The 26,390-nt window shown below is 66.9% G+C and carries 25 protein-coding genes and 1 riboswitch; of the genes, 19 read left to right on the forward strand and 6 right to left on the reverse strand.

Features of this window, described 5'->3' with window-relative positions; translation table 11 throughout:
- Positions 1-30: 30 nt before the first annotated feature.
- Positions 31-1,734, reverse strand: coding sequence for a hypothetical protein (locus tag M2428_RS02830; protein ID WP_277523453.1), 1,704 nt, complete (start codon positions 1,732-1,734; stop codon positions 31-33).
- A gap of 149 nt (positions 1,735-1,883) precedes the next feature.
- Positions 1,884-3,134 carry an MFS transporter gene (locus tag M2428_RS02835; RefSeq protein WP_277523454.1) on the reverse strand — a complete coding sequence of 417 codons (1,251 nt, stop codon included), beginning with the start codon at positions 3,132-3,134 and terminating at the stop codon, positions 1,884-1,886.
- 248 nt (positions 3,135-3,382) lie between these two features.
- Between M2428_RS02835 and M2428_RS02840 the strand changes: the two genes are divergently transcribed.
- Complete coding sequence (locus tag M2428_RS02840; RefSeq protein WP_277523456.1) at positions 3,383-4,750, forward strand: ammonium transporter; 1,368 nt, start codon at positions 3,383-3,385, stop codon at positions 4,748-4,750.
- Complete coding sequence (locus M2428_RS02845; RefSeq protein ID WP_028276847.1) at positions 4,747-5,085, forward strand: P-II family nitrogen regulator; 339 nt, start codon at positions 4,747-4,749, stop codon at positions 5,083-5,085. Before M2428_RS02840 ends, M2428_RS02845 begins: the two co-directional genes overlap by 4 nt.
- A 133-nt stretch (positions 5,086-5,218) precedes the next feature.
- Here the strand turns inward: M2428_RS02845 and M2428_RS02850 are convergent, their stop codons facing one another.
- On the reverse strand, positions 5,219-6,607 hold the full coding sequence (locus M2428_RS02850; RefSeq protein ID WP_277523457.1) for a glucose-6-phosphate dehydrogenase: 1,389 nt from the start codon (positions 6,605-6,607) through the stop codon (positions 5,219-5,221).
- 152 nt (positions 6,608-6,759) lie between these two features.
- On the opposite strand from M2428_RS02850, the gene ffh reads away from it, so the two are divergent.
- Both ffh and M2428_RS02860 read left to right on the forward strand, forming a co-directional pair.
- Entirely contained in the window at positions 6,760-8,349 is a 1,590-nt protein-coding gene (gene ffh / locus M2428_RS02855; protein WP_277523459.1) for a signal recognition particle protein, read from the forward strand.
- A gap of 71 nt (positions 8,350-8,420) precedes the next feature.
- The gene (locus M2428_RS02860; protein WP_277523461.1) at positions 8,421-9,155 is read left to right on the forward strand and encodes an alpha/beta hydrolase; all 735 of its coding nucleotides are present in this window, start codon (positions 8,421-8,423) and stop codon (positions 9,153-9,155) included.
- Here the strand turns inward: M2428_RS02860 and thiC are convergent.
- Positions 9,152-10,957 carry a phosphomethylpyrimidine synthase ThiC gene (thiC, locus tag M2428_RS02865; RefSeq protein WP_277523463.1) on the reverse strand — a complete coding sequence of 602 codons (1,806 nt, stop codon included), beginning with the start codon at positions 10,955-10,957 and terminating at the stop codon, positions 9,152-9,154. The genes M2428_RS02860 and thiC overlap by 4 nt on opposite strands.
- Positions 10,953-11,060, reverse strand: a riboswitch (TPP riboswitch). (Overlaps the previous gene by 5 nt.)
- A gap of 78 nt (positions 11,061-11,138) precedes the next feature.
- On the opposite strand from thiC, the gene M2428_RS02870 reads away from it, so the two are divergent.
- The 12 genes from M2428_RS02870 (at position 11,139) to M2428_RS02925 (ending at position 20,131) form a co-directional block, all read left to right on the forward strand.
- Positions 11,139-12,239 (forward strand): amidohydrolase family protein, encoded by a 1,101-nt coding sequence (locus tag M2428_RS02870; RefSeq protein ID WP_277523466.1) that lies wholly within the window; start codon positions 11,139-11,141, stop codon positions 12,237-12,239.
- Positions 12,240-12,320: 81 nt separating this feature from the next.
- Positions 12,321-13,196 carry a VOC family protein gene (locus M2428_RS02875; RefSeq protein ID WP_277523467.1) on the forward strand — a complete coding sequence of 292 codons (876 nt, stop codon included), beginning with the start codon at positions 12,321-12,323 and terminating at the stop codon, positions 13,194-13,196.
- A 558-nt stretch (positions 13,197-13,754) separates the two neighbouring features.
- Positions 13,755-14,192: a hypothetical protein gene (locus tag M2428_RS02880; RefSeq protein ID WP_277523468.1), complete on the forward strand. Its 438-nt coding sequence runs from the start codon at positions 13,755-13,757 to the stop codon at positions 14,190-14,192.
- A 230-nt stretch (positions 14,193-14,422) separates the two neighbouring features.
- Positions 14,423-14,848 carry a 30S ribosomal protein S16 gene (gene rpsP / locus M2428_RS02885; protein WP_026266438.1) on the forward strand — a complete coding sequence of 142 codons (426 nt, stop codon included), beginning with the start codon at positions 14,423-14,425 and terminating at the stop codon, positions 14,846-14,848.
- A 1-nt stretch (position 14,849) separates the two neighbouring features.
- Complete coding sequence (locus M2428_RS02890) at positions 14,850-15,092, forward strand: RNA-binding protein (RefSeq protein ID WP_018773450.1); 243 nt, start codon at positions 14,850-14,852, stop codon at positions 15,090-15,092.
- A gap of 123 nt (positions 15,093-15,215) precedes the next feature.
- Positions 15,216-15,815, forward strand: a complete 600-nt coding sequence (gene rimM / locus M2428_RS02895; RefSeq protein WP_277523478.1) for a ribosome maturation factor RimM — start codon at positions 15,216-15,218, stop codon at positions 15,813-15,815.
- Positions 15,816-16,655, forward strand: a complete 840-nt coding sequence (gene trmD, locus M2428_RS02900) for a tRNA (guanosine(37)-N1)-methyltransferase TrmD (protein WP_277523479.1) — start codon at positions 15,816-15,818, stop codon at positions 16,653-16,655.
- Between the two features lie 235 nt (positions 16,656-16,890).
- Positions 16,891-17,250 carry a 50S ribosomal protein L19 gene (gene rplS, locus M2428_RS02905; RefSeq protein ID WP_090578701.1) on the forward strand — a complete coding sequence of 120 codons (360 nt, stop codon included), beginning with the start codon at positions 16,891-16,893 and terminating at the stop codon, positions 17,248-17,250.
- 131 nt (positions 17,251-17,381) lie between these two features.
- Positions 17,382-18,062 carry a signal peptidase I gene (gene lepB, locus M2428_RS02910; RefSeq protein ID WP_277523483.1) on the forward strand — a complete coding sequence of 227 codons (681 nt, stop codon included), beginning with the start codon at positions 17,382-17,384 and terminating at the stop codon, positions 18,060-18,062.
- 126 nt (positions 18,063-18,188) lie between these two features.
- Positions 18,189-19,058, forward strand: a complete 870-nt coding sequence (gene lepB / locus M2428_RS02915) for a signal peptidase I (RefSeq protein WP_277523485.1) — start codon at positions 18,189-18,191, stop codon at positions 19,056-19,058.
- Between the two features lie 10 nt (positions 19,059-19,068).
- Positions 19,069-19,734 (forward strand): ribonuclease HII, encoded by a 666-nt coding sequence (locus M2428_RS02920; RefSeq protein ID WP_277523487.1) that lies wholly within the window; start codon positions 19,069-19,071, stop codon positions 19,732-19,734.
- Between the two features lie 70 nt (positions 19,735-19,804).
- Positions 19,805-20,131 carry a DUF2469 domain-containing protein gene (locus M2428_RS02925; protein ID WP_018773443.1) on the forward strand — a complete coding sequence of 109 codons (327 nt, stop codon included), beginning with the start codon at positions 19,805-19,807 and terminating at the stop codon, positions 20,129-20,131.
- Between the two features lie 24 nt (positions 20,132-20,155).
- Here the strand turns inward: M2428_RS02925 and M2428_RS02930 are convergent, their stop codons facing one another.
- The gene (locus M2428_RS02930; protein WP_277523494.1) at positions 20,156-21,016 is read right to left on the reverse strand and encodes a transglycosylase domain-containing protein; all 861 of its coding nucleotides are present in this window, start codon (positions 21,014-21,016) and stop codon (positions 20,156-20,158) included.
- 515 nt (positions 21,017-21,531) lie between these two features.
- Here M2428_RS02930 and M2428_RS02935 point away from each other — a divergent pair.
- Positions 21,532-23,718 carry an acyltransferase family protein gene (locus M2428_RS02935; protein WP_277523497.1) on the forward strand — a complete coding sequence of 729 codons (2,187 nt, stop codon included), beginning with the start codon at positions 21,532-21,534 and terminating at the stop codon, positions 23,716-23,718.
- A gap of 136 nt (positions 23,719-23,854) precedes the next feature.
- On the opposite strand, the gene M2428_RS02940 is transcribed toward M2428_RS02935, so the two are convergent.
- The gene (locus M2428_RS02940) at positions 23,855-24,283 is read right to left on the reverse strand and encodes an HAD domain-containing protein (RefSeq protein ID WP_277523499.1); all 429 of its coding nucleotides are present in this window, start codon (positions 24,281-24,283) and stop codon (positions 23,855-23,857) included.
- A gap of 281 nt (positions 24,284-24,564) precedes the next feature.
- Here M2428_RS02940 and M2428_RS02945 point away from each other — a divergent pair, with 281 nt between their 5' ends.
- Positions 24,565-24,921, forward strand: coding sequence for a YraN family protein (locus tag M2428_RS02945; protein ID WP_277523500.1), 357 nt, complete (start codon positions 24,565-24,567; stop codon positions 24,919-24,921).
- Positions 24,922-26,388: a YifB family Mg chelatase-like AAA ATPase gene (locus M2428_RS02950; protein ID WP_277523502.1), complete on the forward strand. Its 1,467-nt coding sequence runs from the start codon at positions 24,922-24,924 to the stop codon at positions 26,386-26,388.
- Positions 26,389-26,390: the final 2 nt, after the last annotated feature.

Consider the following 26,390-nt stretch of genomic DNA (forward strand, 5'->3'; position numbering starts at 1 on the left):
CCCGCCGCGGCGGGCTGGTGCGTCAGGTGGCTAGTACTTGAAGTTCAGGACCGTCACTGTTCCGGCGGTCAGCTTGAACTGCTGGGTCTGGGACTTGTACGCGAAGCCGGGCACCGTGGCGCGCTTGGCGACGGGCTGGGGCTCGGTCTTGGCGCCGTCGATGACAGTCTGGTTCTCGGCCGAGTAGCTGGGGCCGCTGAGCTGGGTCATGGTCCCGGTGACGGGCTTTCCCGGGAGGTTCAGGGTGACGTCGGTCTGCGCGGCCTTTTGGGGGTCGTTTTCATTGATGATCACCACGCTGGTGCTCCCGTCCGCGTTCTGCAGCGCGTAGCTGAAGGCCAGGCCGCCGCCGGAGCTGTTCAATTTCATGAACTTGCCGGCCTCGAGCTCGGCCACCATTGACAGGCCGAAGAAGTTGGCCCGGCCGGACATCTGGCCGTTGCCGAACGGGTAGGCGCCTGCGCTGCAAATGGCGGACAGGGGCGGGCCGCCCTTGCACGTCAGCAACGAGCTGTGGTAGCTGATTCGGGTGATGCCCAGCTGGGCGGCGGTGAGGGCATAGTCTGCCGCCCACAGCGCGGATGCGTGGGTACGGGAGGTTTCGTTGGAACCGGGGCACGCCGAGATCCCGGTTTCCGGAATCCAGGTTTCCAGGCCCGCGGCATGACCCACCGCGAGGGCCGCCTTCTGGTAGTCGACGGCACGATCGTGCATCTGCCGGCTCATTGCGTTTGCCATCGTGGGCGAGTCCTGGGGCAAGCTGCCATCACAGTTGGAGAGCGGGTAGTGGTGGAACGTCAGGATCTTCTTCTGCGGGAGGTCCGCATCGACGAAGGGCTGCCACCACTTCGAGTCAAAGGCGCCCGGTCCGGAGATGGGCACGTTGGGCGCCACGGCGTAGATCGCGTTGGCGTAGTCCTTCAGTTCCCGAATGTACTGCTCCAGGCTGTAGCCGTCGGTCTTCACGTCGTTGAAGACGAATCCGTTGGGCTCGTTGCCCACGGTGATGCTGAGCAGCCGGTCACCGAGGATCTGCGAGGCATTCTTGGCCATGTCCGCGGCCCGGGCCGGGTTGTAGTGGCCCAGGTCCACAGTGAGGGTGACGTTGGCATTACCGGCCTCCAGGAGAGTTTTCAGCCGGGTCAGGTCTGCCGGTCCCACGGCCTTGACCGGGTGGGTCTTGTCGCCCTTGTAATCGGCCGGGACGGCCTCGCCTGTGGACGTCCAGAAGAAGCGCCGGTCCACGGCGTTGCCGCCGAAGCGCAGGACCGGCTGGTCCATCTCCTTGAGCAGCTTCACCATTGACGCGTTATCGCTGCTGAGGTCGGGATCGGCCAGGTCCGTGGCCTCCAGGGAGATCCCCATTGCGCCCTTGTTCAGCGATGTGCCCACCAGGTCGTTGGAGACATCGACATTGAGGGGCTCAACCTTCTCCAGCGGCGACCCGGCCGGCGGGCCCGGTTGTTTGTAATAGGTGACCGGGGGTCCCACCTCAGCCGGGGCGAGCGCCGTAGGTGATGACGACTGCGCGGTCTCGGAAGCGGCAGGCGGGGCGGGTGTCGGGCTTCCGAGGGCTAGGGGAAACACCACTGCGGCTGCCGCGGCCGCGGCGACCAATCCGGCGCCGGCGAGGATCCGTGTGCGCTTCCTTTTCCCCGCGCTCGTTCCCGCGCTGGCGGGTTGGGCGGGGTCTGGGCTATCGGCTTTCCCGGGGGAAGAGTCGAATCTGGCCATGGGGAATTACCTCCGGGAGTTTGTTACGCGTGCCCCCAGCTTAGCCAAGGAGGGCGGCCGCCGCAGACCCGAAGGTCCGGACCCCGGTCCTCGACAGGGATCTGGACATGGTCCCGGGCGCGGCGGACCGGTGGCGGCACCGCCGCAGGTCAGGCGCTCTTCGCGGCGGGGCGGGCGAAGGTTTCGCGGGCCGGCAACCAGACGGCGGCGGCCGCCAGCAGCATGCCGCCCGTGACGCCGAAGGCCCAGCCGTAGCCCAGACGGTCCGCCAGGAGCCCGGCCACCACGGGTCCGACGATCGCCCCGCTGTCCGAGGCCATCTGGAAGACGGCCAGGACGCGGCCGCCGGAGCGCTCGTTGCCGATCACGTCGGCGATCGCGGCCTGCTGGGCCGGTCCGAGCAGGCCGGAGCCGATCCCGGCGCACGCGGAGGCGAACAGGAACCAGGGCAGCTGGTGGGTGAACCCGATGGCCGCCGTGGCCGTGCCGGTGACCAGCAGCCCGGCCAGCAGGAGCGGCTTGCGGCCCAGGCTGTCGGCGAGCCGGCCGGAGAACGTCAGAGCCACCGCGTTTCCGCCCGCGAAGACCGCCAGGGCCCAGCCGGCCGATTCCGGCCCCGCGCCGAGCGCCACGACGGCGAAGAGCGGCACTGTGGCCATCCGCACACCGAAGGTGGCCCAGCCGTTGGCAAAGCTCGAAAAGAGGCCGGCCCGGTAGGCGCTGTCCCGCAGCGCGTCCTTCAGTTCCATCGCCGGGGCTGTGGCGCCGGGCTGCCTCGAGGCGGCCGGGACATGGCTGAGCTGGGTCTGCACCACGAGGGCGGCCAGCACCAGGGTGGCCGCGTAGGCAAGGAAAGGCACCCGCAGGCCGAAGTTGGCGAGCAGTCCGCCGACGATCGGGCCGCAGACGTTGCCGATCAGGAAGGCGGAGGCATAGGCCCCGGAGACCCGCCCACGGCTTTCCGGCGGCGCGAGCCGGACCACGAGCGCCATGGACGCCACAGTGAACATCACCGAACCCGCCCCGCCCAGGCCGCGGAAGACCAGCAACTGCCAGTAGTTCTGGGCGAAAGCGCAGGCCGCCGTCGACGCGGCCACGATCAGCAGCCCGGCCACGTAGACGGGCCGTTCGCCCAGCTTCACGATCAGGGCGCCGCCGGCCGGGGCGAAAACAAGGCGCATGAACGCGAAGATGCTCACGATCACGGCCGCCGCCGTGGCGCCGACGTCGAACGTGGTGGCGAACTGGGGAAGAACCGGTGCCACAAGGCCAAAACCGATCGCGATCAGGAAGGCCGCAACCAGCATCACCTTGATGTCCCGGGGCAGCCGGGAACGCCCCGGAACCCGGGAGGGCACCTGGGCTGCGGCGTCGCCGGCGGGGCGGGAGGTGTTGGTCATAATGTGTTCGTCCTTGGGCAGATGCGGGGCCGGCTGGCGGCGGCTCGTCAAGCGCGGAATTAATCCGATGAAACATAACCGTAACAAGTGTGAGACGCACCATTTACGTCCGGGAGGTTCTTGTAACAACCCGGCAATGTAAATCCTCCGCCAGCGAAACACGGCCCCGCGAAACTCGATGTAGAACGCAAATAATGCGTTGGGACCGGCGGACTACTCCGCACCTATTGCAAGAGAGGACGTAGACCATGGAACTCACCGCAGGTCTCGTTTGGCTCCTGGTCGCCGCGGCACTCGTGCTGTTCATGACCCCGGGCCTGGCATTCTTCTACGGCGGCATGACCCGCGCCAAGTCGGCTTTGAACATGATGATGATGAGCTTCGTCGCCATTGGAACCGTGAGCATCATGTGGGTCCTGTGGGGCGCCTCGATGGCGACGAGCAACGAAGACAACTTCTTCCAGATCTTCGCCAACCCGTTCAGCCACTTCGGCCTCCACGGCTTCACCGAACCGGCTGATCTGCTCAAGGTCGGCTACGCGGCCACCTTCGCCATCATCACGGTGGCCCTGATCTCCGGCGCAGTCGCCGACCGCGCCAAGTTCTCCGCCTGGGTGGTCTTCACCCCCGTCTGGGCCACCCTCGTCTACGCGCCGATGGCCTTCATGGTCTGGGGCGGCGGGCTCTTCTCCGCCAGTGGCTGGTTCGGCCAGACGTTCGCGCCGGTCATCGACTTCGCCGGCGGCACCGTGGTCCACATCAACGCCGGCGTCGCCGGCCTGATCCTGGTCCTGATCATCGGTAACCGCAAGGGCTTCGGCAAGGACCCGAACCACCGCCCGCACAACATTCCGTTCGTCATGCTTGGCGCCGCAATCCTGTGGTTCGGCTGGTTCGGCTTCAACGCCGGTGCCGCCGCCACTGTGGAGCAGGCCGGCCTGATCTGGATCAACACCCTGGCCGCCCCGGCCGCCGCCATGCTCGGCTGGCTCGCCGTGGAACGCTTCCGCGACGGCCACCCGACCTCCCTCGGTGCCGCCTCCGGCGTGGTGGCCGGCCTGGTCGCCATCACCCCGGCCTGCGCCAACGTCTCCCCGCTGGGCGCGATCGCCCTCGGCGTCGCTGCCGGCGTGGCCTCCGCGCTCGCCGTCGGCCTGAAGTTCAAGTTCGGCTACGACGACTCGCTCGACGTCGTCGGGGTCCACCTCGTCTCCGGTGTTGTCGGCACCGTGGCAATCGGCTTCCTGGCCACCCCGACCCAGGGCACCGCGGGCCTGTTCTACGGCGGCGGCACCACGCAGCTGGTGGCCCAGAGCCTCGCGGCACTGATGGCCATTGTCTTCACCGCCGTGATGACGTTCATCATCGCCTTCCCGATCCACAAGCTCATGGGCTTCCGGGTCTCCCAGGAACAGGAAGTCGTCGGTGTGGACCTGAGCCTGCACGCAGAGACCGCCTACGAGTTCGGCGTCGGCGGGCACGGCGGCAGCTTCCAGCCGCTGCACGAGCTGATCACCGGCAAGCCGGTCAGCGAAGAGGCAGTCTCCGAGGTTCCGGTGGACGCCGCGTCCAACGGCAAGCAGAACGCAACGGGTAAGGAAAGTGTGGGGGCATGAAACTGATCACGGCAATCGTCCGTCCGGAAAAGCTTGAGGCTATTCGCGAAGGCCTGGAAGCCTACGGCGTGCAGGGACTCACGGTCAGCGCAGCCAGCGGCTACGGCCGGCAGCGGGGTTACACCGAGGTGTACCGCGGGGCCGAGTATAACGTGGACCTCCTGCCCAAGATCCGGGTAGAAGTCCTGGCCACCGACGAACAGGCGGACGACATCCTGGATGTCATCATCGCCAGTTCGAACACCGGCCGGGCCGGGGACGGCAAGGTCTGGACGATGGATGTGTTCGAGGCTGTCAGGGTCCGCACCGGAGAGCGCGGTTCGGCAGCGATCTAGCTGCTCCCCGCTCCGCCCCGGTACTGGGAACAGATACAGCGGCGCTGACAAAGCGGGCCGGCTGCCCCAAAAGGCAACCGGCCCGCTTTGTCGTCTGGTGCTACGTCTGCTGCTGCGCCCTGCTGCTCCGGTGTTACGCCGGCCAGCCCTCAGGCCCCGGGGTCCCGGCCGGATATTCCTCCAGCGGGACATGCCCGGCGGTCCAGGACTTCAGCACCGGCGCCAGGATGCGCCAGCAGTCCTCGGCGGTGTCTGCCCGCACCGAGAGCAGCGGATCGCCGGCCAGGACGCCCTCCAGCACTTCACCGTAGGGGAGGAGTTCGGAAGCGCTCAGCTCGGCCTGCAACGTGGCCCGGTCCAGGCTCAGGACATCGCCCGGGCCGTTCACGTCGACGTCGAACTGCAGCGTGTCCGGGCCAAAACCGATCCGCAGCTGATTGGGGGCGTCCACGCCGGCGAACCCCTTCGGCAGGTGCGGCACGGGCCGGAAGGTCACCACGGCCTCCTTGCGTTTTGTGCCCAGCGCCTTGCCCGAGCGCAGGATGAACGGCACGCCCTGCCAGCGCCAGTTGTCGATCTCCACCTGCACCTCGGCGAGGGTCTCGGTGCCCCTGGATGCGTCCACGCCGTCCTCCTTGGCGTAGTCCGGAACTTTGCGGCTGTTGATGGAACCGGCGGTGTACCGTGCCCGGCGGGTGTTCTGGCGGTACGGGGCCTTGATGCTGCTGGCCCGCAGCACCGTGGCCACGGCATCGCGGAGGTCGCGTTCGTGCACGGACGCCGGCGGCTCGATGGCCATGAGGGCCATGATCTGCAGCAGATGGCTCTGGATCATGTCGCGGAGGGCGCCGGCGCCGTCGTAGTAGCGGGCGCGGCCTTCGAGGGCGAGGTCCTCATCGAAAATGATCTCGATCTTTTCGATGTGCTGCCGGTTCCACACCGGCTCCAGGAACGTGTTCGCGAAGCGCAGGCCGAGGATGTTCAGGACGGTTGCCTTGCCGAGGAAGTGGTCAACCCGGTGGATGTGGTCCTCCGGGACCAGCGCGGCCAGTGTCTTGTTCAGGTGCTGTGCGGACTGCTCGTCCGAGCCGAACGGCTTCTCCATGACCAGCCGGGTGCCGGCGGGCACGTCCTCCGGGGCCAGGGCCTCGCACGCGAGCTGGCTGACGTGCGGCGGCAGGGCGAAGTAGACGGCTACGGGGCCTTCCAGCTGCGCGAGCAGCCCGGCGAGCTGGCCCTTGGCCGTGACATCGAGCTGGTGGTAGGTGCTCTCCTGGCGGATCCGCTTGAGTTCCCCCTTGCCGTGCGCATCGGCCTGGGAGTTCTCGTCCGCGAAGGACTTCTCGATCCGGCCCAGCCACTGCTCCGGCGTCCAGGGGTCCGATCCCGCTCCGGCCAGGGTGAGGCCGTCGGCGCGGCCCCGGGCCACCAGGCGGGCCAGCCCAGGCAACAGGAGCCTGCCCGTAAGATCGCCGGAGGCACCAAGGATGAGCAGGGTTTTTACAGTTGTTTGGCTGGTCACCTAAGCCAGCATGCCATCTTGAAGGCGCATCTTGGTACCCTAGATAGTCGAGTCCTGTTGTCGAGGCGGTTCGCTCAGGCGAACACCAGTCGCGACGCTGGCGTGCCGCACCGGCCGCCACCTGTAGATCCACTGAAAGAAGTGCACGGCGCGTGTTCAATTCACTCTCTGACCGGTTGACAGCAACCTTCAAGAATCTGCGTGGCAAAGGCCGCCTGACCGAGGCGGACGTTGACGCCACAGTCCGCGAGATCCGGCGTGCCCTCCTGGACGCCGATGTCGCCGTGCCCGTGGTCCGGGAGTTCACCGGCCGCGTGCGCGAGCGTGCCCTCGGCGCCGAAGTCTCCGGCGCGCTGAACCCGAGCCAGCAGATCGTGAAGATCGTCAACGAGGAGCTTGTTGAGATCCTCGGCGGCGAGACCCGCCGGATCCGCCTCGCCAAGACCGGACCCACCATCATCATGCTGGCCGGCCTGCAGGGCGCCGGTAAGACCACACTGGCCGGCAAGCTCTCCAAGTGGCTCAAGGCCCAGGGCCACAGCCCCATGCTGGTGGCCTGCGACCTCCAGCGCCCCAACGCCGTCACCCAGCTGCAGGTGGTCGGCCAGCGCGCCGGCGTGCCCGTGTTCGCCCCGCACCCGGGCGCCACGTCCACCGAGCTGGACCACCCTGCCGGCGACCCGGTCGCCGTCGCCCGTGCCGGTGTCGAGGAAGCCAAGCGCACCCTTCACGACGTCGTGATCGTGGACACTGCCGGCCGCCTCGGCATCGACGCCGAGATGATGGAGCAGGCGCGCCAGATCCGCCGTGCGATCGTCCCGAACGAAGTCTTGTACGTGATCGACTCCATGATCGGCCAGGACGCCGTCAACACGGCCATGGCGTTCGATGAGGGTGTCAACTTCACCGGCATCGTGCTCTCCAAGCTCGACGGCGACGCCCGCGGCGGTGCCGCGCTCTCCGTCACGTCGGTGACCGGCAAGCCGGTCATGTTCGCGTCCACCGGTGAAGGCCTGGACGACTTCGAGCTCTTCCACCCGGACCGCATGGCCTCGCGCATCCTGGACATGGGTGACGTCCTCACCCTGATCGAGCAGGCCGAGAAGTCGTGGGACAAGGATGAAGCCGCCCGGATGGCGAAGAAGTTCGCCGACCAGGAAGACTTCACCCTGGATGACTTCCTCGCCCAGATGCAGCAGATCCGCAACATGGGCTCCATGAAGAAAATGCTCATGATGATGCCGGGTGCGCAGAACATCCGCCAGCAGCTGGAACAGTTCGACGAGCGCGAAATCGACCGGGTCGAGGCCATTGTCCGGTCGATGACCCCGCACGAGCGCGTGGCCCCGAAAATCATCAACGGCTCCCGCCGGGCCCGCATTGCCCGCGGTTCCGGCGTGCACGTCTCCGAGGTCAACGGACTGCTGGAGCGCTTTGCCCAGGCCCAGAAGATGATGAAGAAGATGGCCGCCGGCGGCGGGATGCCCGGCATGCCGGGGATGCCCGGCATGGGCGGCGGGGGCGGTGCTCGAAAGGGAGCCAAATCCGCGCCTAAGAAGAAGGCCCGCTCCGGCAACCCGGCCAAGGCTGCGCAGGAACTGCGCGACGCCGAGGCCCGGCGTGCCGCCGGCCCCAAGGCCTTGCCCACCGGAGCGTCGTTCGGCCAGCAGGGCGGCGACTTCGATCCGTCCCAGCTGAACCTGCCCAAGGGCTTCGACAAGTTCCTCGGCGGCAGTAAATAGCCGCACCTGCTGGGAGCCGCCGGGACTGTGTCGCCGGCGGCATCAGCACTGAAGTGCCATAGGGTTAGACAATGTTCAAGCAGCGCGTAGTCTTCGTCCACGGGGATGGCAGCTTCGGTGCCGCCGCGTGGCCAAAGCAGCACGGCATGGCGCTGGACTACGACGCCCTGTTCCTGCGGCGGCACGGGTTCGACGCCGTCGCGGAACCGCTCGAATCCAACTTCGCCGCCGACGCCGCAATCGTGCTCGCGTCGCTGGCAGACGACGGCCGCGGCGAGGCCGGCGGTCACGTGGTGGCCCATTCGCAGGGCGCGATCGCCGCGATGATGGCCGCCGTCGAACGGCCCGACCTCGTCCAGTCGCTGACCCTGGTGGAACCGGCCTGCCTGTCCTTGACAGCGGAACTCCCGGCCACCGCCGCGCACCGGGCGCTCATGCAGCCGCTCTTCGACGTCCGGCACAACCTCAGCGACGACGACTTCCAGCGGGAGTTCATCCGCCGCGCGTTTGCGGCGGACGCCCCCGGGGCCACGACGCCGGAGGCCCTCCGGGCGGCGCGCCGGCTCCGCCTGCAGGCGCCGCCGTGGGAAGCCCCGCTGCAGATCGTGCCGGGCGTGCCGACGCTGGTCCTGACCGGCGGCTGGGAACCGCTGTATGAGGAAATCGCCGGCTACCTGCGCGAGACCGGTGCCCTGCACCGCACAGCGCCGGGAGGGCACCGGCCCCAGGATTCAACCGAGGGGGACCGGGCCATCCGCTCGTTCATCGCCGAGGTCAGCCGGCGCCAGCACGCCCGGGCGTCTTAGAAGGCTGCGGGGCCTCCCACGGCAGGCTCCGGCAGGTAGACCTTGCCGCCCGAGGCAAGGAACTCCTTGCTCTTCGCCTGCATTCCGGCCGCCATCTGCGCCAGGGCCGCCTGCGAGTCAGCTGAACCGTATTCGTCCCGGATGTCCTGGCTGATCCGCATGGAGCAGAACTTGGGCCCGCACATCGAGCAGAAGTGGGCCGTCTTGGCAGGCTCCGCGGGCAACGTCTCATCGTGGAAGGCCTCGGCCGTCACCGGGTCCAGTGACAGCGCGAACTGATCCCGCCAGCGGAACTCAAACCTCGCCTTGGACAGGGCATCGTCGCGTTCGTGTGCGCCGGGGTGGCCCTTGGCGAGGTCGGCGGCGTGGGCCGCGATCTTGTAGGTGATCACGCCCGTCTTCACGTCATCCTTATTCGGCAGCCCGAGGTGTTCCTTGGGCGTGACGTAGCAGAGCATGGCGGTGCCGTAGCGGGCAATCTCCGTCGCGCCGATCGCCGAGGTGATGTGGTCATATCCCGGTGCGATGTCGGTGACCAGCGGCCCGAGCGTGTAGAACGGGGCACCCTTGCAGAGTTCCTGCTGGCGCTCCACGTTTTCCCGGACCAGGTGGAACGGCACGTGCCCCGGGCCCTCCACCATGACCTGCACATCGAACTCCCAGGCCCGCTGCGTGAGCTCGGCCAAGGTGTCCAGCTCGGCGAACTGCGCCGCGTCGTTGGCGTCCGCCGTCGCGCCGGGCCGCAGCCCGTCACCCAGGGAGAACGCGACGTCGTACTTCGCGAAGATCTCGCACAGTTCGTCGAAGTGGGTGTAGAGGAAGTTCTCCTGGTGGTGCGCCAGGCACCAGCCGGCCATGATCGCTCCGCCGCGGGACACGATGCCGGTGACCCGGTTGGCCGTCAGTGGTACATAGCGCAGCAGCACCCCGGCGTGGATGGTCATGTAGTCCACGCCCTGCTCGCACTGTTCGATCACTGTGTCCCGGAAGATCTCCCAGGTCAGGGCATTCGCCTCGCCGTTGACCTTCTCCAGCGCCTGGTAGATGGGGACGGTGCCGATGGGGACGGGGGAGTTGCGGATGATCCACTCGCGCGTCGTGTGGATGTCGTCCCCGGTGGAGAGGTCCATGACGGTGTCCGCGCCCCATTGCGTGGCCCACTGGAGTTTGTCCACCTCCTCGGCGATGGAACTGGTCACGGCGGAGTTGCCGATATTGGCGTTGATTTTCACCAGGAACGCCTTGCCGATGATCATCGGCTCGGATTCGGGGTGGTTGACGTTGTTGGGAATGATCGCCCGGCCCGCGGCCACCTCGCTGCGGACCAGCTCCACGTCGCAGTTCTCGCGCAGGGCGATGAACCGCATTTCCTGGGTGATGACACCGTCCCGGGCGTAGCGCATCTGCGTGACGGTCCTGCCCTCAACCGCGCGGCGCGGCACCGGGCGTCCGCCCCGCCACTCGGCCGACGCCGCCCCCCGGCGCACCGCCGACTTGCCGTCGTCGAGCAGCTCCCGTTCCCGGCCGGCGTAGGTTTCGGTGTCCGCCCTGGCCTCGATCCAGGGCGCCCGGAACGGCTCCAGCCCGCGGACCGGATCGCTGCCCGGGCCGGCCGTGCGGTAGACCCGGAACGGGGCGTTCCCGACACCGCCCGGTGAGGGTTCCAGCGCGATCTCGGTCACCGGGACGCGGATGCCATGGTCCGGGTCCGTGCGGAAGGCCAACGTGTGGGACTTCAGCGACTGCGTGGTGGCTGCAGACTCGTTCTGGACAGGGCTGTGCTGTGTCAATTGGGTATTCACGAAAATACTCACTTCCTTCGCCGGCATTACCCGGACAGGTTCAACGGTCGCAGGCTGCGTCAGCCCGATCTCAGCCCCTGCAAGGGCACCCGTGTGGTCGTAGACGAAGCTACCACGCACCTGTTGACGGCTGTCGAGTATGACGCGGACGGCGGACCGACGTGGGATTAGGCTTTAGGCCATGACCGGCATCATCGAGTTCAGCGGCCCCATCCTCACGGCGGCGGATCAGGAACGCCGCGGGCTCTGGTCGGTGGATGGCCTGCTGACCTTCCGCCGTCCGGCCGCCGCGCCGGACCTCGTGCTGGACGGCTGGGTCATTCCCGGGCTCGTGGACGCGCACTGCCATATAGGCCTGGGCCCGGGCGGGGACGTTTCCGAGGCCACTGCGGAATCCCAGGCTCTGGCGGACCGCGACGCCGGGACGCTGCTGGTCCGCGACGCCGGCGCCATCCACGACACCCGCTGGCTCCAGCAACGCGCGGACCTTCCCCGGATCATCCGCTCCGGCCGGCACCTCGCCCGGACCCGGCGCTACCTGCCGGGCCTGGCCGTCGAGGTCGAACCCGATGATCTCGTCGAGGCGGTGCGCAAGCAGGCCCGCGCCGGCGACGGCTGGGTCAAGCTCGTGGGCGACTGGATCGACCGCGACGCCGGCGATCTCGCCGCGAGCTTTCCCGCCCGGACGGTCAAGGACGCCGTTCAGGCCGCCCACGACGAAGGGGCCCGCGTCACCGCACACTGCTTCGCCGAAGACACCCTGGATGACATGCTCGACGCCGGGATCGACTGCATCGAGCACGCCACCGGGCTGCTGCCCCGGCACCTGCCGCGCTTCCTCGAACAGGGCGTCCCGATTGTGCCTACCCTAATCAACATCGCCACGTTCCCGGACATCGCCGCCCGGGCCGAGGCCAAGTTCCCCCGCTACGCCGCCCACATGCGCTCGCTGTGGGAGCGGCGGGCGGAGCGGGTGCTCGAATCCCACGAGGCGGGGGTGGCCGTCTATGCCGGCACCGACGCCGGCAGCGTGATCAGCCACGGCCGGATCGTGGACGAGATCCAGGCCCTGCACGCCGCCGGCCTTCCCGCCGCAGCCGCCCTCGACGCCGCATGCTGGTCCGCGCGGAAGTGGCTCGGCGCGGAGTCCATCGGTGAAGGGGCGAGTGCGGATGTCCTGGTCACCGCCGAAGATCCGCGGAGCCAGCCGGCCACGCTCCGCCACCTCAGGCACATCGTGTTGCGCGGGCTGCCGGTGAACCGGCAACCAGGCCGCCATTAGGAATAAATTGAAGCTTCAAGTAATTTACTTCTATGCAGAGTCACCGAAAGCCGGTGGCTACAGAACCCACGGAGCGTTTCAATGACCGCAGAAGCCAGCACCCAGGACCTCCTTCCTGCCGAACTCACTATGGGCACTGTGATGCTCAAGGTCGGCGACATGAAGCTCATGACCGACTACTACCAGCGGGCCCTCGGCCTGGAGACTGTGGCCGAGCAGGACGGCGGGCTCTACCTTGGCCGCCAGCAGAAGCCGCTGGTGCACCTGGCACCCGCACCTGGCCTGAATCTTCCGTCCCGCGGCGAGGCCGGGCTCTTCCATACCGCCCTCCTCTTCGAGGACCAGCACTCCCTGGCGGCCACCATTGCCAGCGCGGCCCAGTACGAGCCCCAGTCCTTCACCGGCAGTGCGGACCACCTGGTCAGTGAGGCCTTCTACTTCAACGACCCCGAAGGAAACGGCATCGAGCTGTACTGGGACCGGCCGCGGGAGGCATGGTCCTGGGAGGGCAAGAACGTCGTCATGGACAGCCTCGCCCTGCCGCCGCAGCGCTACCTGCAGCAGTATTTGACCGAGGCGTCCGTGACCGGGCAGCGCCAGGCTGCCGCCGGCGTCGGGCACGTCCACCTGCAGGTGGGCGACGTCCAGGCGGCGCATGAGTTCTACGTGGGCACGCTCGGTTTCGAGAAGACCGCGGGCTGGCACGGCCAGGCGCTGTTCGTCTCGGCCGGCGGCTACCACCACCACATGGCCATGAATGTCTGGAACAGCCGCGGCGCGGGCCCCCGGCGCGACACGCTGGGCCTGGGTGAGGTCCTCATCGAAGTGCCGTCCGGTGACGACGTCGCGGCCCTGGCCGACCGGCTCAAGGTCGCCGGCGTCGACTCGCACCACACCGGCGCCGAGCTGCGCTTCGAGGACCCATGGCGCAACCGGATCCGCGTCGCCGTGCGCTAAGGCACGCTGTTTTACTGGGCATGTCCGGCGTTCAAGGCTCCCCGCTGGACATGCCCGATGTTCGCCGGCAGGACTTCGGAACATGTCCACCGGTCGCAGCCCGGAATGGACATAGCTGCCGTATGTCCAGTGCTCACGGTCGGGGAAGGGCATGTCCACGGGCTGGGCCGGTCTGCGCGGGGTTCCCCCGGGCCAGCGGAGCGCATGTCCATTGTTCGCTGAGGGCTCCGCGGGGTATGTCCACCGGTCGCAGCCCGGAATGGACATAGCTGCCGTATGTCCAGTGCTCACGGTCGGGGGAGGGCCTGTCCACTGTTTGCTGACAGGACCGCTGGGCATGTCCACCGGTCGCAGCCGGGAATGGACATAGCTGCCATATGTCCATTGCTCGACGTCGGCGGAGGGCATGTCCACGGGCGGGGCCACGTGAGGCGAGTTCCGACAGTGTTACGAAGGGCATGTCCAGCAACCGGGGCGAGGCTGCGCTGAGGCAGGCTAGGCTGAGGCGACGTGCGAAAACAGCGGTCCGCGTACCGCCGAACCTTAAGGACTAGATGCATGGGATTCACCGAACTCTTTGTGTCCACCCACGAAGAAGCCCTCAAGCGCGCCGGCGCACTCCAAGGCGGCGGCCCGGCCGCACCGGGGGCCGTCCGGATCCCGGACATCAGTGACTTCGAGGTGGAGCGGCTGGGAGACCTCGCCGGAGTGGCCGTGCACGCGCCCGGCGCGGACTATGAGCTGGCCATGGTTGACGTGGCCAGCGACTCCCTGCTTGGCGTCCCCGCCGCGATGGTCCGCACGCTGGCGGAACTGCTCAGCTATGAAACCGAGGGGGAGGGCGACGTCCTTGAGGACGTCGCGGCCAACTGGGCCGCCGAGGAGGACATGCCCTTCGGCCCGGACGAGGCGCGCGGCTATGTCCGCCGGATCGCCGAGCTCGCCGCGGGAGTGGACCCCGCCACCAGGTCTGGCCTCTACGTCTGGACGTCCTGACGGGCGCGGATCGCCCTGTCTATCGACCTGCCCAGGCCGCGCGCTGGTGCGCCGGGCCCGTGTCAAGTCGAAATCCTGCCGGTGATCTGGCACAATGAACAGGTACTCGATCTGCGTGGCCCCTCTCTCCGCGTCTGGATCTTGTCCTTTAGAACCCCCAAGTACGGCCCGCCCCACGGGTGCAGAACGCCGGGCTCGACCCCGTTTCAGAAACAGGAGTGACCACAAAAGTGGCCGTAAAGATTCGCCTTAAGCGCTTCGGTAAGATGCGCGCACCGTACTACCGCATCGTCGTCATGGACTCACGCTCCAAGCGTGATGGCCGTGCTATCGAAGAGATCGGCAAGTACCACCCGACCGAAGAGCCCTCGTACATCGAGGTCGACACGGACCGTGCCCAGTACTGGCTCGGCGTCGGCGCACAGCCGTCCGAGCAGGTCGCCGCGATCCTGAAGATCACCGGTGACTGGCAGAAGTTCAAGGGTCTCCCGGGCCAGGAGGGAACCTTGAAGACCAAGGCTCCCAAGGCTGCCTTCGTTACCCCGGAAAAGGGTTCCGTGATTATCCCGGAAGCCATCACCAAGAAGGCCAAGAAGGACGAAGCTGCCGAGGCTCCCGCCGACGCCGCCGAAGCAGAGACCACCGAGGCAGAGTAAATTGCTGGCAGAAGCGCTCGAACACCTGGTCCGCGGGATTGTTGACAGCCCCGAGGACGTCAAGGTCAGTGCGAAGAACAACCGCCGCGGGGAAACCCTCGAGGTGCGCGTTCATCAGGACGACCTCGGACGGGTGATCGGCCGGCAGGGCCGGACCGCACGCGCATTGCGCACTGTGGTTGCGGCGCTGGCGGACGGCGAGCCGGTCAGGGTCGACGTCGTCGACACCGACCGCCGCCGGTAACGCTTTTCAGCACTACTTGTCTTGAGTCCGGCCCCTTCACCAGATAATGGTGGAGGGGCCGGACTGTTTTCCCGTATTTCCGCACCAGACCTACAGAATCACCAACCCCGAACAGAGGAACAGATGCAGCTCCAGGTGGCACGAATCGGCAAGCCCCACGGCATCCGCGGCGAAGTGACCGTCCAGGTGCTCACCGACGCGCCCGGCGACCGCTTTGTCCCCGGCACGCAGTTCATCGTGGAACCCGCCTCTGCCGGGCCGCTGACCGTGTTCAGTGCCCGCTGGAACAAAGACATCCTGTTGCTGGCCTTCGATGAGATCGAGACCCGCAACGAGGCCGAGACCCTGCGCGGCGCAAAGCTGTTCATCGAAACCGAAGAAATCGGCGCCGACGACGACGATGAGGGCTGGTACGAGCACGAGCTTGTGGGCCTGGACATCCGGGTGGGCGCCAACGTGGTGGGCAAGGTCTCCGGACTGCACACGCTGCCCGTCCAGGACCTGCTGGTGGTCACCACGAACGACGGCAAGGAAGTCCTGATCCCGTTCGTGGAGCAGATTGTGCCCGAGGTCAACGTGGGTGAAAAGTACGTCCTGGTCACCCCGCCGCCCGGACTGTTCGAGGTCAACACCGACGAGGCCCCGGACCAGAAAAGCCCGGACCAGAAGAGCCCGGACCAGCACCCGGAAGACCAGAACCCCGAAGCGCAGGGCAACGCGTAGATGAGAATCGACGTCGTCAGCATCTTTCCGGAGTACCTGGCCCCGCTGGAGCTGTCGCTGATCGGCAAGGCCCGCCAGGACGGCCTGCTGGACCTGAGGGTCCATGACCTGCGGGAGTTCACCACCGACCGGCACCGGACCGTGGATGACACCCCCTACGGCGGCGGCGCCGGCATGGTCATGAAGCCCGAGCCGTGGGCGCAGGCCCTCACCGCCGTGGCCGCCGGGCAGGCGGAGCGTGCCGAGAACGCCGGCGCCCCCGACGCTACGGGTGCTGCCGGATCTGCCGGCAAACCGGTTCTGATCGTCCCGTCGCCGGCGGGGGAGCGCTTCACCCAGGCCACCGCGCACGAACTGGCGGAGGAAAACCAGCTGGTGTTCGCCTGCGGCCGCTACGAAGGCATCGATGAACGGGTCCTGGAATGGGCCGCGGACCACTTCACGGTGCGCCCGATGAGTCTAGGGGACTACGTCCTCAACGGCGGCGAAGTGGCCGTGCTGGCCATGGTTGAGGCCATCGGGCGGCTGCTGCCTGGCGTCGTCGGCAACCCCGAGTCCCTCGTGGAGGAGTCCCACTCGGACGGGCTGCTCGAGTACCCCGTCTACACCAAGCCCTCCAGCTGGCGGGACCGGGACGTCCCGGCGGTGCTGCTGAGCGGCAACCACGGCAAGATCGCCCAGTGGCGCCGGCACGAGCAGTACCGGCGCACCGCCGAACGCCGCCCCGACCTCCTCGCGGAGTTCGACGCCGGCAAGCTGCCGCGCGCGGACCGCACGGCGTTCGCTGACCTGGGGTACGACGTCGTCGACGGCCTCCTGGTGCGCCGTCCCGACGCCTAACCGACGGGATTGGGCTAACCCGCACAAAATGTGGCAAAATTGGTCCTTGTGCCTGCTGGGTTGCGAACCTGCCACAGGGGGAGCGCTACCAACAGCCCGGCACCCCGGTCCCGTCTATTCCTGACAGGGCCGGATTGACAAACTTTCGGCGGAATTTTCCGGGCGGCATATGCCCCCGGGCTTGGCCGCCGTAACCCAACGTGAGTGACCTGTGGCGTTCACCAGGAGTGGATCAATGCATATCCTCGATTCCGTAGATGCAGCCTCGCTGCGCACCGATGTTCCCGAGTTCCGCGCGGGTGACACCATCAAGGTTCACGTGAACATCATCGAAGGCAAGAACTCCCGCGTCCAGGTCTTCCAGGGCTTCGTCCTGGGCCGCCACGGCGATGGCGTCCGCGAAACCTTCACCGTCCGCAAGGTCTCCTTCGGTGTCGGCGTAGAGCGTACCTTCCCGGTGCACTCCCCGATCATCGACAAGATCGAGCTCGTCTCCAAGGGTGACGTGCGCCGCGCCAAGCTTTACTACATGCGTAACCTGCGTGGTAAGGCCGCGAAGATCAAGGAAAAGCGCGACTTCCAGCCCGCTAAGTAAGTCTTCCCAGACTTACACCGCAGGCTTCCACCGCGGGTCCACGGACCGTACCCGCTGCGTCAGCTAGTGCGGCGCCGGAGCTATCCGCAACAGCGCAATTTAGTTCACGACAGCGCCAAGGGATACGGAACATGGAACAGCCAAAACGCCAGCCCAGGAAACCGGGCTGGCGTTTTGCGTTGCTGGCACTGGTGCTCGCCGTGGCCATCAGCGCCGTGGTCCGCTCGCTGTGGCTGGACATCTTCTTCATCCCGTCCGCCTCCATGGAACCGCTCCTGCACACCGGGGACCGGATCCTGGTGGCGCGGACCGGCTTCCAGGCTGAACCCCTGGGCCGGGGGGACGTGGTTGTCTTTGACGGCCGCGGCTCCTTCGCCCCGCTCAACAGCGGCAACGGCCCCGTGGTGGATGGCCTCGCCGAAGCCGGACGCTGGCTGGGCCTCGCGGGCAGCGACACCACGTATGTCAAGCGCGTCATCGGACTGCCCGGCGACCGCGTGGTCTGTTGCGATGCCGGCGGCCGGCTCACAGTCAACGGCCAGCAAGTTGCGGAACCGTACTTGTATCCGGGGGACACCCCAAGCGAGGTGAAGTTCGCCGTTGAGGTGCCGGCCGGTCGGCTTTGGCTCATGGGGGACCACCGCTCCCTGTCGGCCGATTCCCGGAGCCTCCTCGGCGCCCCCGGCGGCGGCATGGTGCCGCTGGAGCGCGTCATTGGCAGGCCGGTACAGATCCTCTGGCCACTTGATAGATTTGCAGCAGTAGCGCGGCCCCAACCGGCTGCGACAACGACGACGACGAACGGACAGTAGATGCCCGAGACCGAACCGCGCACTCCTGATCCGCAGGGTCAGGACCGACCCCGGGTTACCGCCTCGGCGATCCCCGGGGACGAGCCGGCGGATCCACCGGCTGGTGCGCCAGACGCGGCGGGGCCTGTGGCGCGTGCTGTTGGGCCGGCGTCGGCGTCGCAGGACGAAAGCGCCGGAGCGCTGCGAGCTGATCGGACCGACAGGGACCAGAGCGACAGGGACCGGACCGACAGGGATCCGAGCGACAGGGACCGGGCCGCCGGTCCCGCCCACGCGGATGCGTCCTCGCGCCGGGCCAGGAAGGCCAAGGCCCGGGAAGGGCACAGTCCGCTTTTCCTGTGGCTGAAGGAGGTTGCCACGGTGGTCATCGTGGCGATCGTGCTGTCCTTCCTGATCAAGACCTTCCTGTTCCGGGCCTTCTACATCCCGTCCGAATCCATGGTCAACACCCTCGATGTGAACGACCGCATCTTCGTGAACCTCCTCGTGCCGGAGCCCATGGCGCTCCAACACGGGGACGTCGTGGTGTTCAGGGACAGCCAGGGCTGGCTTGCCCCCGCAGCCGAGAAGACGAAGGGCCCGTTTACCTGGGTGCAGGACGGGCTGACGTTCGTCGGTTTGCTTCCAGATAACTCGGAACAGCACCTGGTCAAGCGCGTCATCGGACTCCCCGGCGACCACGTGGTCTGCTGCGACGCCGGCGGACAGCTCACCGTCAACGGCACGCCGCTGAACGAGAAGTACATCAATTCCGCAGAGATCCCCCAGGTCCGCGACTTCGACGTCGTCGTGCCCGCGGGCAAGGTCTGGGTCATGGGCGACAACCGCAACCACTCCGCGGATTCCCGCGCCCACATGGACACCAACGGCGGCTTCGTCAACGAGGCCGACATCGAAGGCAAGGCCGCCGTCATCGCGTGGCCGCTGAACAGGATATCGGCCCTGGACAACTACCCGGACGTCTTCCGGGCCGTGCCCGCCCCGTCCGGAAAGTAAGCCGCCCGCCATGTCAGCCGCCCCCACCCTCGACTACGAACGCCGCTTCCGCAGCTCCGGCGCCCGGCTTCTCGCGGGCATCGATGAGGTCGGCCGCGGTGCCCTCGCCGGCCCTGTCAGCGTGGGGATCGCCGTCGTGGACCTGCAGCAGCAGAAGCTCCTGGCCGATGTGAGAGACAGCAAGCTGCTCAAGGTCGCGGACCGGGAGCGGCTGGTGCCGCTGGTGCGGGAGTGGTGCGTCGCCTCCGCCGTCGGACATGCGTCCGCGAACGAGATTGACGAATTCGGGATCATCGCCGCCCTCCGCCTTGCCGGCAACCGAGCCTGGTTCGCCATCCTCGCCGCCGGCGTCCGGCCCGAGGTGGTCCTGCTGGACGGCAGCCACAACTGGCTCTCGCCCGATCTCCAGCCCTCATTGTTTGACGAAGCTCCCGCCGAACCCGGCTGCGACGCCCCGGTGCACACACTGGTGAAAGCCGACATGCAGTGCCTCAGCGTCGCCGCGGCCAGCATCCTCGCGAAGGTCGAGCGCGATGCGATGATGTGCGAGCTGCACAGCCAATACCCGGCCTACGGCTGGGACGAGAACAAGGGCTACGGCACCGCAGCGCACAAGGAGGCGCTGCGGACCGCCGGTCCCACGCCCTACCACCGGGTCAGCTGGCAGCTGCTCTAGCGGGCAGGTGCTCCCCGGCCGGTGGCGGCCTGTGGCGCACGGCCGGCGCCGGATGGTGCAAGATGGAACCATGAGTGCCGAGGACCTTGAAAACTATGAGACCGACATGGAGCTACAGCTCTACCGCGAATACCGCGACGTCGTCGGGCTGTTCAGCTATGTGGTCGAGACCGAACGGCGTTTCTACCTTGCCAATCACGTTGACCTGCAGGCCCGCAGCGCCGACGGCGAGGTCTACTTCGACCTGACCCTGCAGGATGCCTGGGTGTGGGACGTCTACCGCTCCGCCCGGTTCGTCAAGAGCGTCCGCGTCATCACGTTCAAGGACGTCAATGTCGAGGAACTGCCGCGCAGCGAGGAACTCGCCCTGCCCAAGGTCGAGGACCTGGGCAACTGATCCTGGCTTCCTAGCCGTGGTTTCCTAGCCACCCAGCGGCGCGGGGTTCCCGTTGCGGTCCAGTGCAATGCCCTGTTGCCGCAGCAGGTCCAGCACACTCTCAGGATATGAGCTGCAGCCATCCGGGTTTGCGGTTCCTCGCTCGGCCGCGTGGTCGGTCGCTGTGTCGCCGATGCCGATGGTTGCCACGGCCGCCTTCCATCCGCCGAGACCCTCGATCTGCTTGGGGACCCACACGTTCGCCGCACCGTTGACGTAGTCCCACACTTTGGGGTGGACACGCGGGCCCAGATAGATTCCACCGTCCGCCGACCGTGTGACGAGTGTGGGCAGTGGCAGGACCCCCATCAATTGCGCAGCCTGATACTCGGACATGTTCCATGGCGGTTCGTCGAAGTAGTACCAGCTCGCTGCACAGATGCCGTACAGCTTCGGGCCGAACTGCGCGTAGTTCAGATACAGCTCCATGAGCCGTTGCGGAGTCAGGGTGAGGCTGAACTCGGTCGCAATGCCTGCCTCCAGGCCCTTCCTCAGCGCACTCGGTTCAGGCCACAGAAAGATGTTCTTCACGAGCTGTTGCGGGACCGTGGAACCGCTCGGGTCTTCCTTGCCCTGCAAGTAGGCGATGGCTCTGTCCCGGAAATCATCAACGGAGAAGGCGCCAAGACGGGTTCCCAGCTGTTGGTCTTCGTGGGCAACGGCCGCGGCAATGACGTAGCGGCTGATGTGGTTCAGGGATACGTACTGGTAGGCGACCGGGCCGCCGGTCTGCAGCATGAAGGCAGTACGCGGGGGAGCGAACCAGATGAACGAGACGGCGGCCAGTTCGGTGATGACCAGCATGGCGAGGCCGAGCTTGACGACCCGGGCGAGGAGCCGTCGCACCCGGTGCCTGGGTTTTCCCGCCGAAGCCGCAGGCTCTGGCTCAGGCCGGGTTGGCGCGGGCGCTGGCGCCGGCTGGCGCCCGGGTGATGGCGGGGGTGCTGGCGCGGGGCGATTGGGTGCAGCCTGCCCATGCGGCTCGCGGGAAAACGGTTCCGTGGGCTGGTACGTTCCCAGCGGTTGGGTCTCCGCCAGCGTCGGAGCCGCGCGATCTTCCATACGCCGATCCTTTGGAAAGAATACGGGCGCCCCGTGGAGTGCCAGGGGTTGGGAAAAGCCTAGGGCGGCTATGCGGGCACTGGCTACGTTTCGTCGCCTGACAATCGCCTCAACAGGTCCCGTCAAGGCCGCCACGGTTTTGAATCCTGGTGGCCCCTGCCCGGCGGGAATCCTCGGACGTCTGCTGCCCGAGCACGCGATCCGGCGGATGACCTGCGGTAACGCGCCTGGAGCTCCGTTCACCCGGAGGCTCTTGACGGTGGCCGGGCCGTAGCTGCGAATGTACTATCGTTTCCTCCATGCCCACAGCACTTTTGTCCGAGTCCGCACCTGCGGAGTCTCCACCAGCACGGACGGGGCGGGCAGCTTTTCGTACCGATATCCAGGCGCTCCGGGCTGTGGCCGTCAGCCTGGTGGTGCTGAACCATTTGTGGCCCGCCCGGCTGACCGGCGGTTACGTGGGCGTGGACGTGTTCTTTGTCATTTCCGGTTACCTGATCACCTCGCACCTGAACAAGGAACTGTCCGCGACGGGCCGTCTGCGCCTCGCCTCGTTCTACGCCCGGCGGGTCAGGCGCCTGCTGCCGGCCGCATTCCTGGTGCTGGCAGCAGCCAGTGCCGCGGTCATGATCTGGCTTCCATTCTCCCGCTGGCCGGCCACGGCCCAGGAAATCGTGGCTACCGCCATGTACGGCGAAAACTGGGTGCTGGCCGCCAAGTCGGTCGATTACTCGGCGTCGACGCAGTCCGCTACGGTAGCCCAGCACTACTGGTCCCTGTCAGTAGAAGAACAGTTCTATTTGCTGTGGCCGCTGCTTCTGCTCGGACTTTTCCTCCTCGCGCGCCGCTTGAAGCGGAGCCGGGAGTTGGTGCTTGGCCTGGGCATCGGTGCGCTCTGCATCCTAAGCCTGATCGTGTCTGTGCTGATGACTGAGTTCGCCCACAACCAGGCGTACTTTGCGACCCCGGTCCGTGCATGGGAGTTCGGTGCCGGGGCGTTGATCGCCGTCGCTGGACCCCGGCTTTCCTTCGGGCGGGCAGCGGCCAACGCGGCATCCTTATTCGGGCTGGCCCTAATACTGCTCTGCGGTCTGCTCTTTACCGAGCAGACCGACTTCCCCGGCGTCGCCGCGCTCCTGCCGGTGCTGGGGACGGCACTGGTCATCGCCAGCGGGGGAGGCGGACCCTTGGTGCATGACAAGGTGACTGCCCTGGGTCCTGTCCAGTATCTTGGCAATATTTCGTATTCGGTCTATCTCTGGCACTGGCCGCTTATTGTTGTTGCCCCGTTCGTGCTGGACAGGCAGCTGAGTTCGGTGGACAAGCTGGCAATCGTACTGGTAGCTGTTGCCCTGGCCGCCGTCACCAAGGTCTTTGTCGAAGACCGCGGGCAGAAAGCCCGGATCCTGGCCCTCAGTAACCGCCGTAGCTTCCTGGCGATGGCGGCAGGCATTGCGGTCATCGGCTGTATAGCGGCAGGCCAAACCTGGGCTTGGGGGGTCCAGAACGCTGCCGCGGAGGGGGCTATCGTCGCAGCAGAGCGTTCGCCCTGTCGTGGACCCCGGGCCATGGAACCAGGCGCGCACTGCCCTGGCCGCTTCGGGCCGGCCACCGTTCCCGTCATGACAGAGGCAAACCAGTACTGGAACGTGGCGCCGGAATGCGGGGCTGCACTCACGGCCCTGATGGCGGGCGGAACGAAGACGCACGTTTCGTGTGATTTCTCCTCCGGCAGGCCGAACCCCAAGGTTGTCTGGCTAGTGGGGGACTCCCACGCCCAGCAGTGGCAGGGTGCCATCTTTGCCCTTGCCCGGGAGCGGCATTGGCTCGTCAAGACGGCCATGCTCGGCGGCTGCCCTGTTGCTGACGTTCGTTTCATTGGTTACGAGGGCAAAACAGACCCGGCCCAAGCGAGGCGGTGCATGGACTGGTCCGCGGCCGTTGCCGGCGCCGTGGCCAAGGACCGGCCGGCCGCCGTCTTTTCGTCCGCATTCGCCCGGGATGAAAAAGTCGACGACGGCTCCGGGGTCCCGGAACGGCAGCAGTTTGGCGAGGGGTTCCAGCGGACATGGAAGAAGTGGACGGATACCGGCGCCAAAGTCTACGTGCTGGCCGACCCTCCGTTGAATGCCGGAGTGAGAGCCGCGGACTGCGTGTCCTTGAATGAGGCCGATCCGGCCCAGTGCGCTGTTCCGCGGGCAGTGGCGCAGCCGCAGGATCCGCTCACTATGGCCGCACGGTCTGCTCGGAATCCCGGCGTTTCCCTGATCGACCTGACGGACCACTTCTGCGACCGTCGAGACTGCTACGCGGTGATCGGGGGAGTGGTTGTCTACTTCGACACGAACCATCTAAATGACGAATTCAGCGCCTTGCTGGGACCAATTCTCGGAAGGTCCGTGCCGACAGCAGGTTCCCTCGGCTTGCAGCCGTTCACCGATCACCCTTGTCTTCCACCGGGATCGGGCCATCAGGTTTCCACATAGCCGAACTGTGCCTTCTGGCCGCTCATCGGCGTTGTTTAGGTCTACTAGGTAGGGCAAGTCCCGTACGGACTAGTTGCCCAGCTCAAGAACGCCCTGAAGCTGATCGTCTAGATTCTCTTCGTTGGTTGGTAGCTGTTCACTCTTGAGGTTTCTCCTTGCCGTTTAGATACTCGGTTACCTGCTGCGCAACCTCGTCAGTGATTCCCGTTTGCCAGTTGGTCTTGAATAACGGCTGATCATCGTAGAAATCGGTGTCATCATCGAGAATGGCAAAGCGGGTAACGTCCGGATGCTGCTCCAGCCACATCTTCACCTCCTCGCCACGAAAACCCGTGTCGGCTGTCGGAGTAACGTCAAAGGTCTTGTAGACGTGCCGGTCGACTTCTTCACGGCCGCCTAGGAAGTGCCGCCATGTGGACGTAAGGACAACGGCTGCATCAGTGTCGAGGATGATCTTGCCGACCTTAAATGCCAGGACAGGGTCGATGCCCATGAATCCGCGATAGCGCTGTCTCGTACCCACGCGGTTGACGACTCCATCAACATCGAGGAAAAGTACTTTCATTCCTGTTCCTCCTGCGGTTCTTCCCTTCAGGCCTTAATTATTCGATCCGCAGTCCAGCTTGATGCCGGATACCGGCGTTCATCATCTCCGTAGTCTTTTTATCTGCTTACGGAACATTTGTAGATGGCATTGGCCTTGCTGTCGTTCTTAAAATGGCGGTCCAAGTTAGGCCAGACCTCGAACAGCCCGGACCAGGGGCCTCCGGCCCGCGCTTCGGGGAAGTTTCCACATAGCCGAAGTGTGCCCTGTGTTCGTCAGTAGCGGTACCCCACGCTGGTGGCATGAGAGCCAAGGATGTGCTGGGCCGGCGCGGGGAGGAACTCGCCGCCGGGTATCTTGAATCGCTCGGCATGCGGGTGGTGGACCGGAACTGGCGTTGTCCCGAGGGCGAGATCGACATTGTCGCGCTTGACGGCGACGCCCTCGTCATCGCCGAAGTGAAAACCCGGCGATCCCTTGCGTACGGGCATCCCTTCGAGGCGGTCGGCGCGGACAAGCTGGCCCGCCTCCACCGGCTCGCGTCGGCGTGGTGCCGGGACCACGAGCTGCGTATGCCCCTGCGCCGCGTGGACGTTATCGCCGTGCTGGACGACGGCGTCGGGGCGCCCGCCGTCGAGCACCTCAAGGGGGTGGGGTAGGTGGCCCTGGGCCGGACCTATTCCGTGGCGCTCGTGGGCCTCAACGGCTACATCGTCGAGGTCGAGGCCGACATCGGCCAGACCCTGCCTGCGTTCGTGATCCTGGGCCTGCCCGACGCCTCACTGAACGAGGCCAAGGAACGGATCCGCTCCGCGGCGCAGAACTCGGGGATCCCGCTGAGCCGCCGGAAGATCACGGCCAACCTCATCCCGGCGTCCCTGCCCAAACGCGGCTCGGGCTTCGATCTCGCCATCGCCATGGCAGTGCTGCTGGCGGCGGACGACATCCGGCCCACGGGCCGCACCGCCTTTATCGCCGAGCTCGGCCTGGACGGCCGGCTGCGGCCTGTGCGGGGCATCCTTCCGGCCGTGATGGCCGCGGTCCGGGCCGGCTACCCGGAGGTCGTCGTGGCCCGGGCCAACGTGGCGGAGGCCGAGCTCGTCCCCGGCGCACAGGTCCGGGGCTACGCCACCCTGGCCCGGCTCGCATTCGACTGCGGCGCGGACCCGCAGGACCTGGCGCTCGATTTTGAACCCGAGCCCGATGACGCGGACGGCCCCGGTAGAGACACCGGTCCCGCGCTGGTGCCGGACATGTGCGATGTCTCCGGCCAGGCAGCGGCGCGGCACGCCCTGGAGGTGGCCGCTGCCGGCGCCCACCACCTGCTGCTGACCGGACCGCCCGGCGCCGGGAAGACCATGCTCGCCGAGCGGCTGCCCGGCCTGCTGCCGGACCTCGGCGACATCGAGGCCATGGAAGTCACCGCCATCCACTCCCTGTGTTCGCTGCCGTCGGGCTCCGTGCAGCTCCTGCGCCGGCCACCCTACGAGAACCCTCACCACACCGCCACCGCAGTGGCCATCATCGGTGGCGGGTCCGGGCTGCCGCGGCCCGGGGCAGCGTCCCGTGCCCACCGCGGGGTGCTCTTCCTGGACGAGGCGCCGGAGTATGACCGCGGCGTCCTGGACGCCCTGCGCCAGCCGCTGGAAAGCGGTGAGCTGGTCATCCACCGCTCCGCCGGATCAGCAGCCTATCCCGCCCGGTTTCAGCTGGTCCTCGCGGCCAACCCGTGTCCCTGCGGCAAGGCTACTGGCAAAGGGGTGGACTGTATCTGCACCCCCACTATGCGCCGCCGGTACCAGGCCCGGATGTCAGGGCCGCTGCTGGACCGGGTCGATATCCAGCTCGAAGTCGAGCGGGTGTCGCTCGCCGGCTTCGGCCAGCCCGCACCCGAGGAAGGCACCGCCAGCATCGCGGAACGGGTCCGGGCGGCACGGGGCCGCCAGCTGGACCGGCTGCTGCCGTTCGGGATGGAAACCAACGCGCAGGTGCCGGGACGGCTGCTGCGCGGGGCTCTCCGCCTCGACGCCCCCACCACCCGCATCCTCGACTACGCACTGGAACGCGGTGTGTTGACCGCCCGCGGCTACGACCGCGTGCTGCGCCTGCAAAGGACGCCGTATTAGCG

The organism is Arthrobacter sp. ES3-54, from assembly GCF_029504395.1.
In the GTDB taxonomy this organism is placed as follows: domain Bacteria; phylum Actinomycetota; class Actinomycetes; order Actinomycetales; family Micrococcaceae; genus Arthrobacter.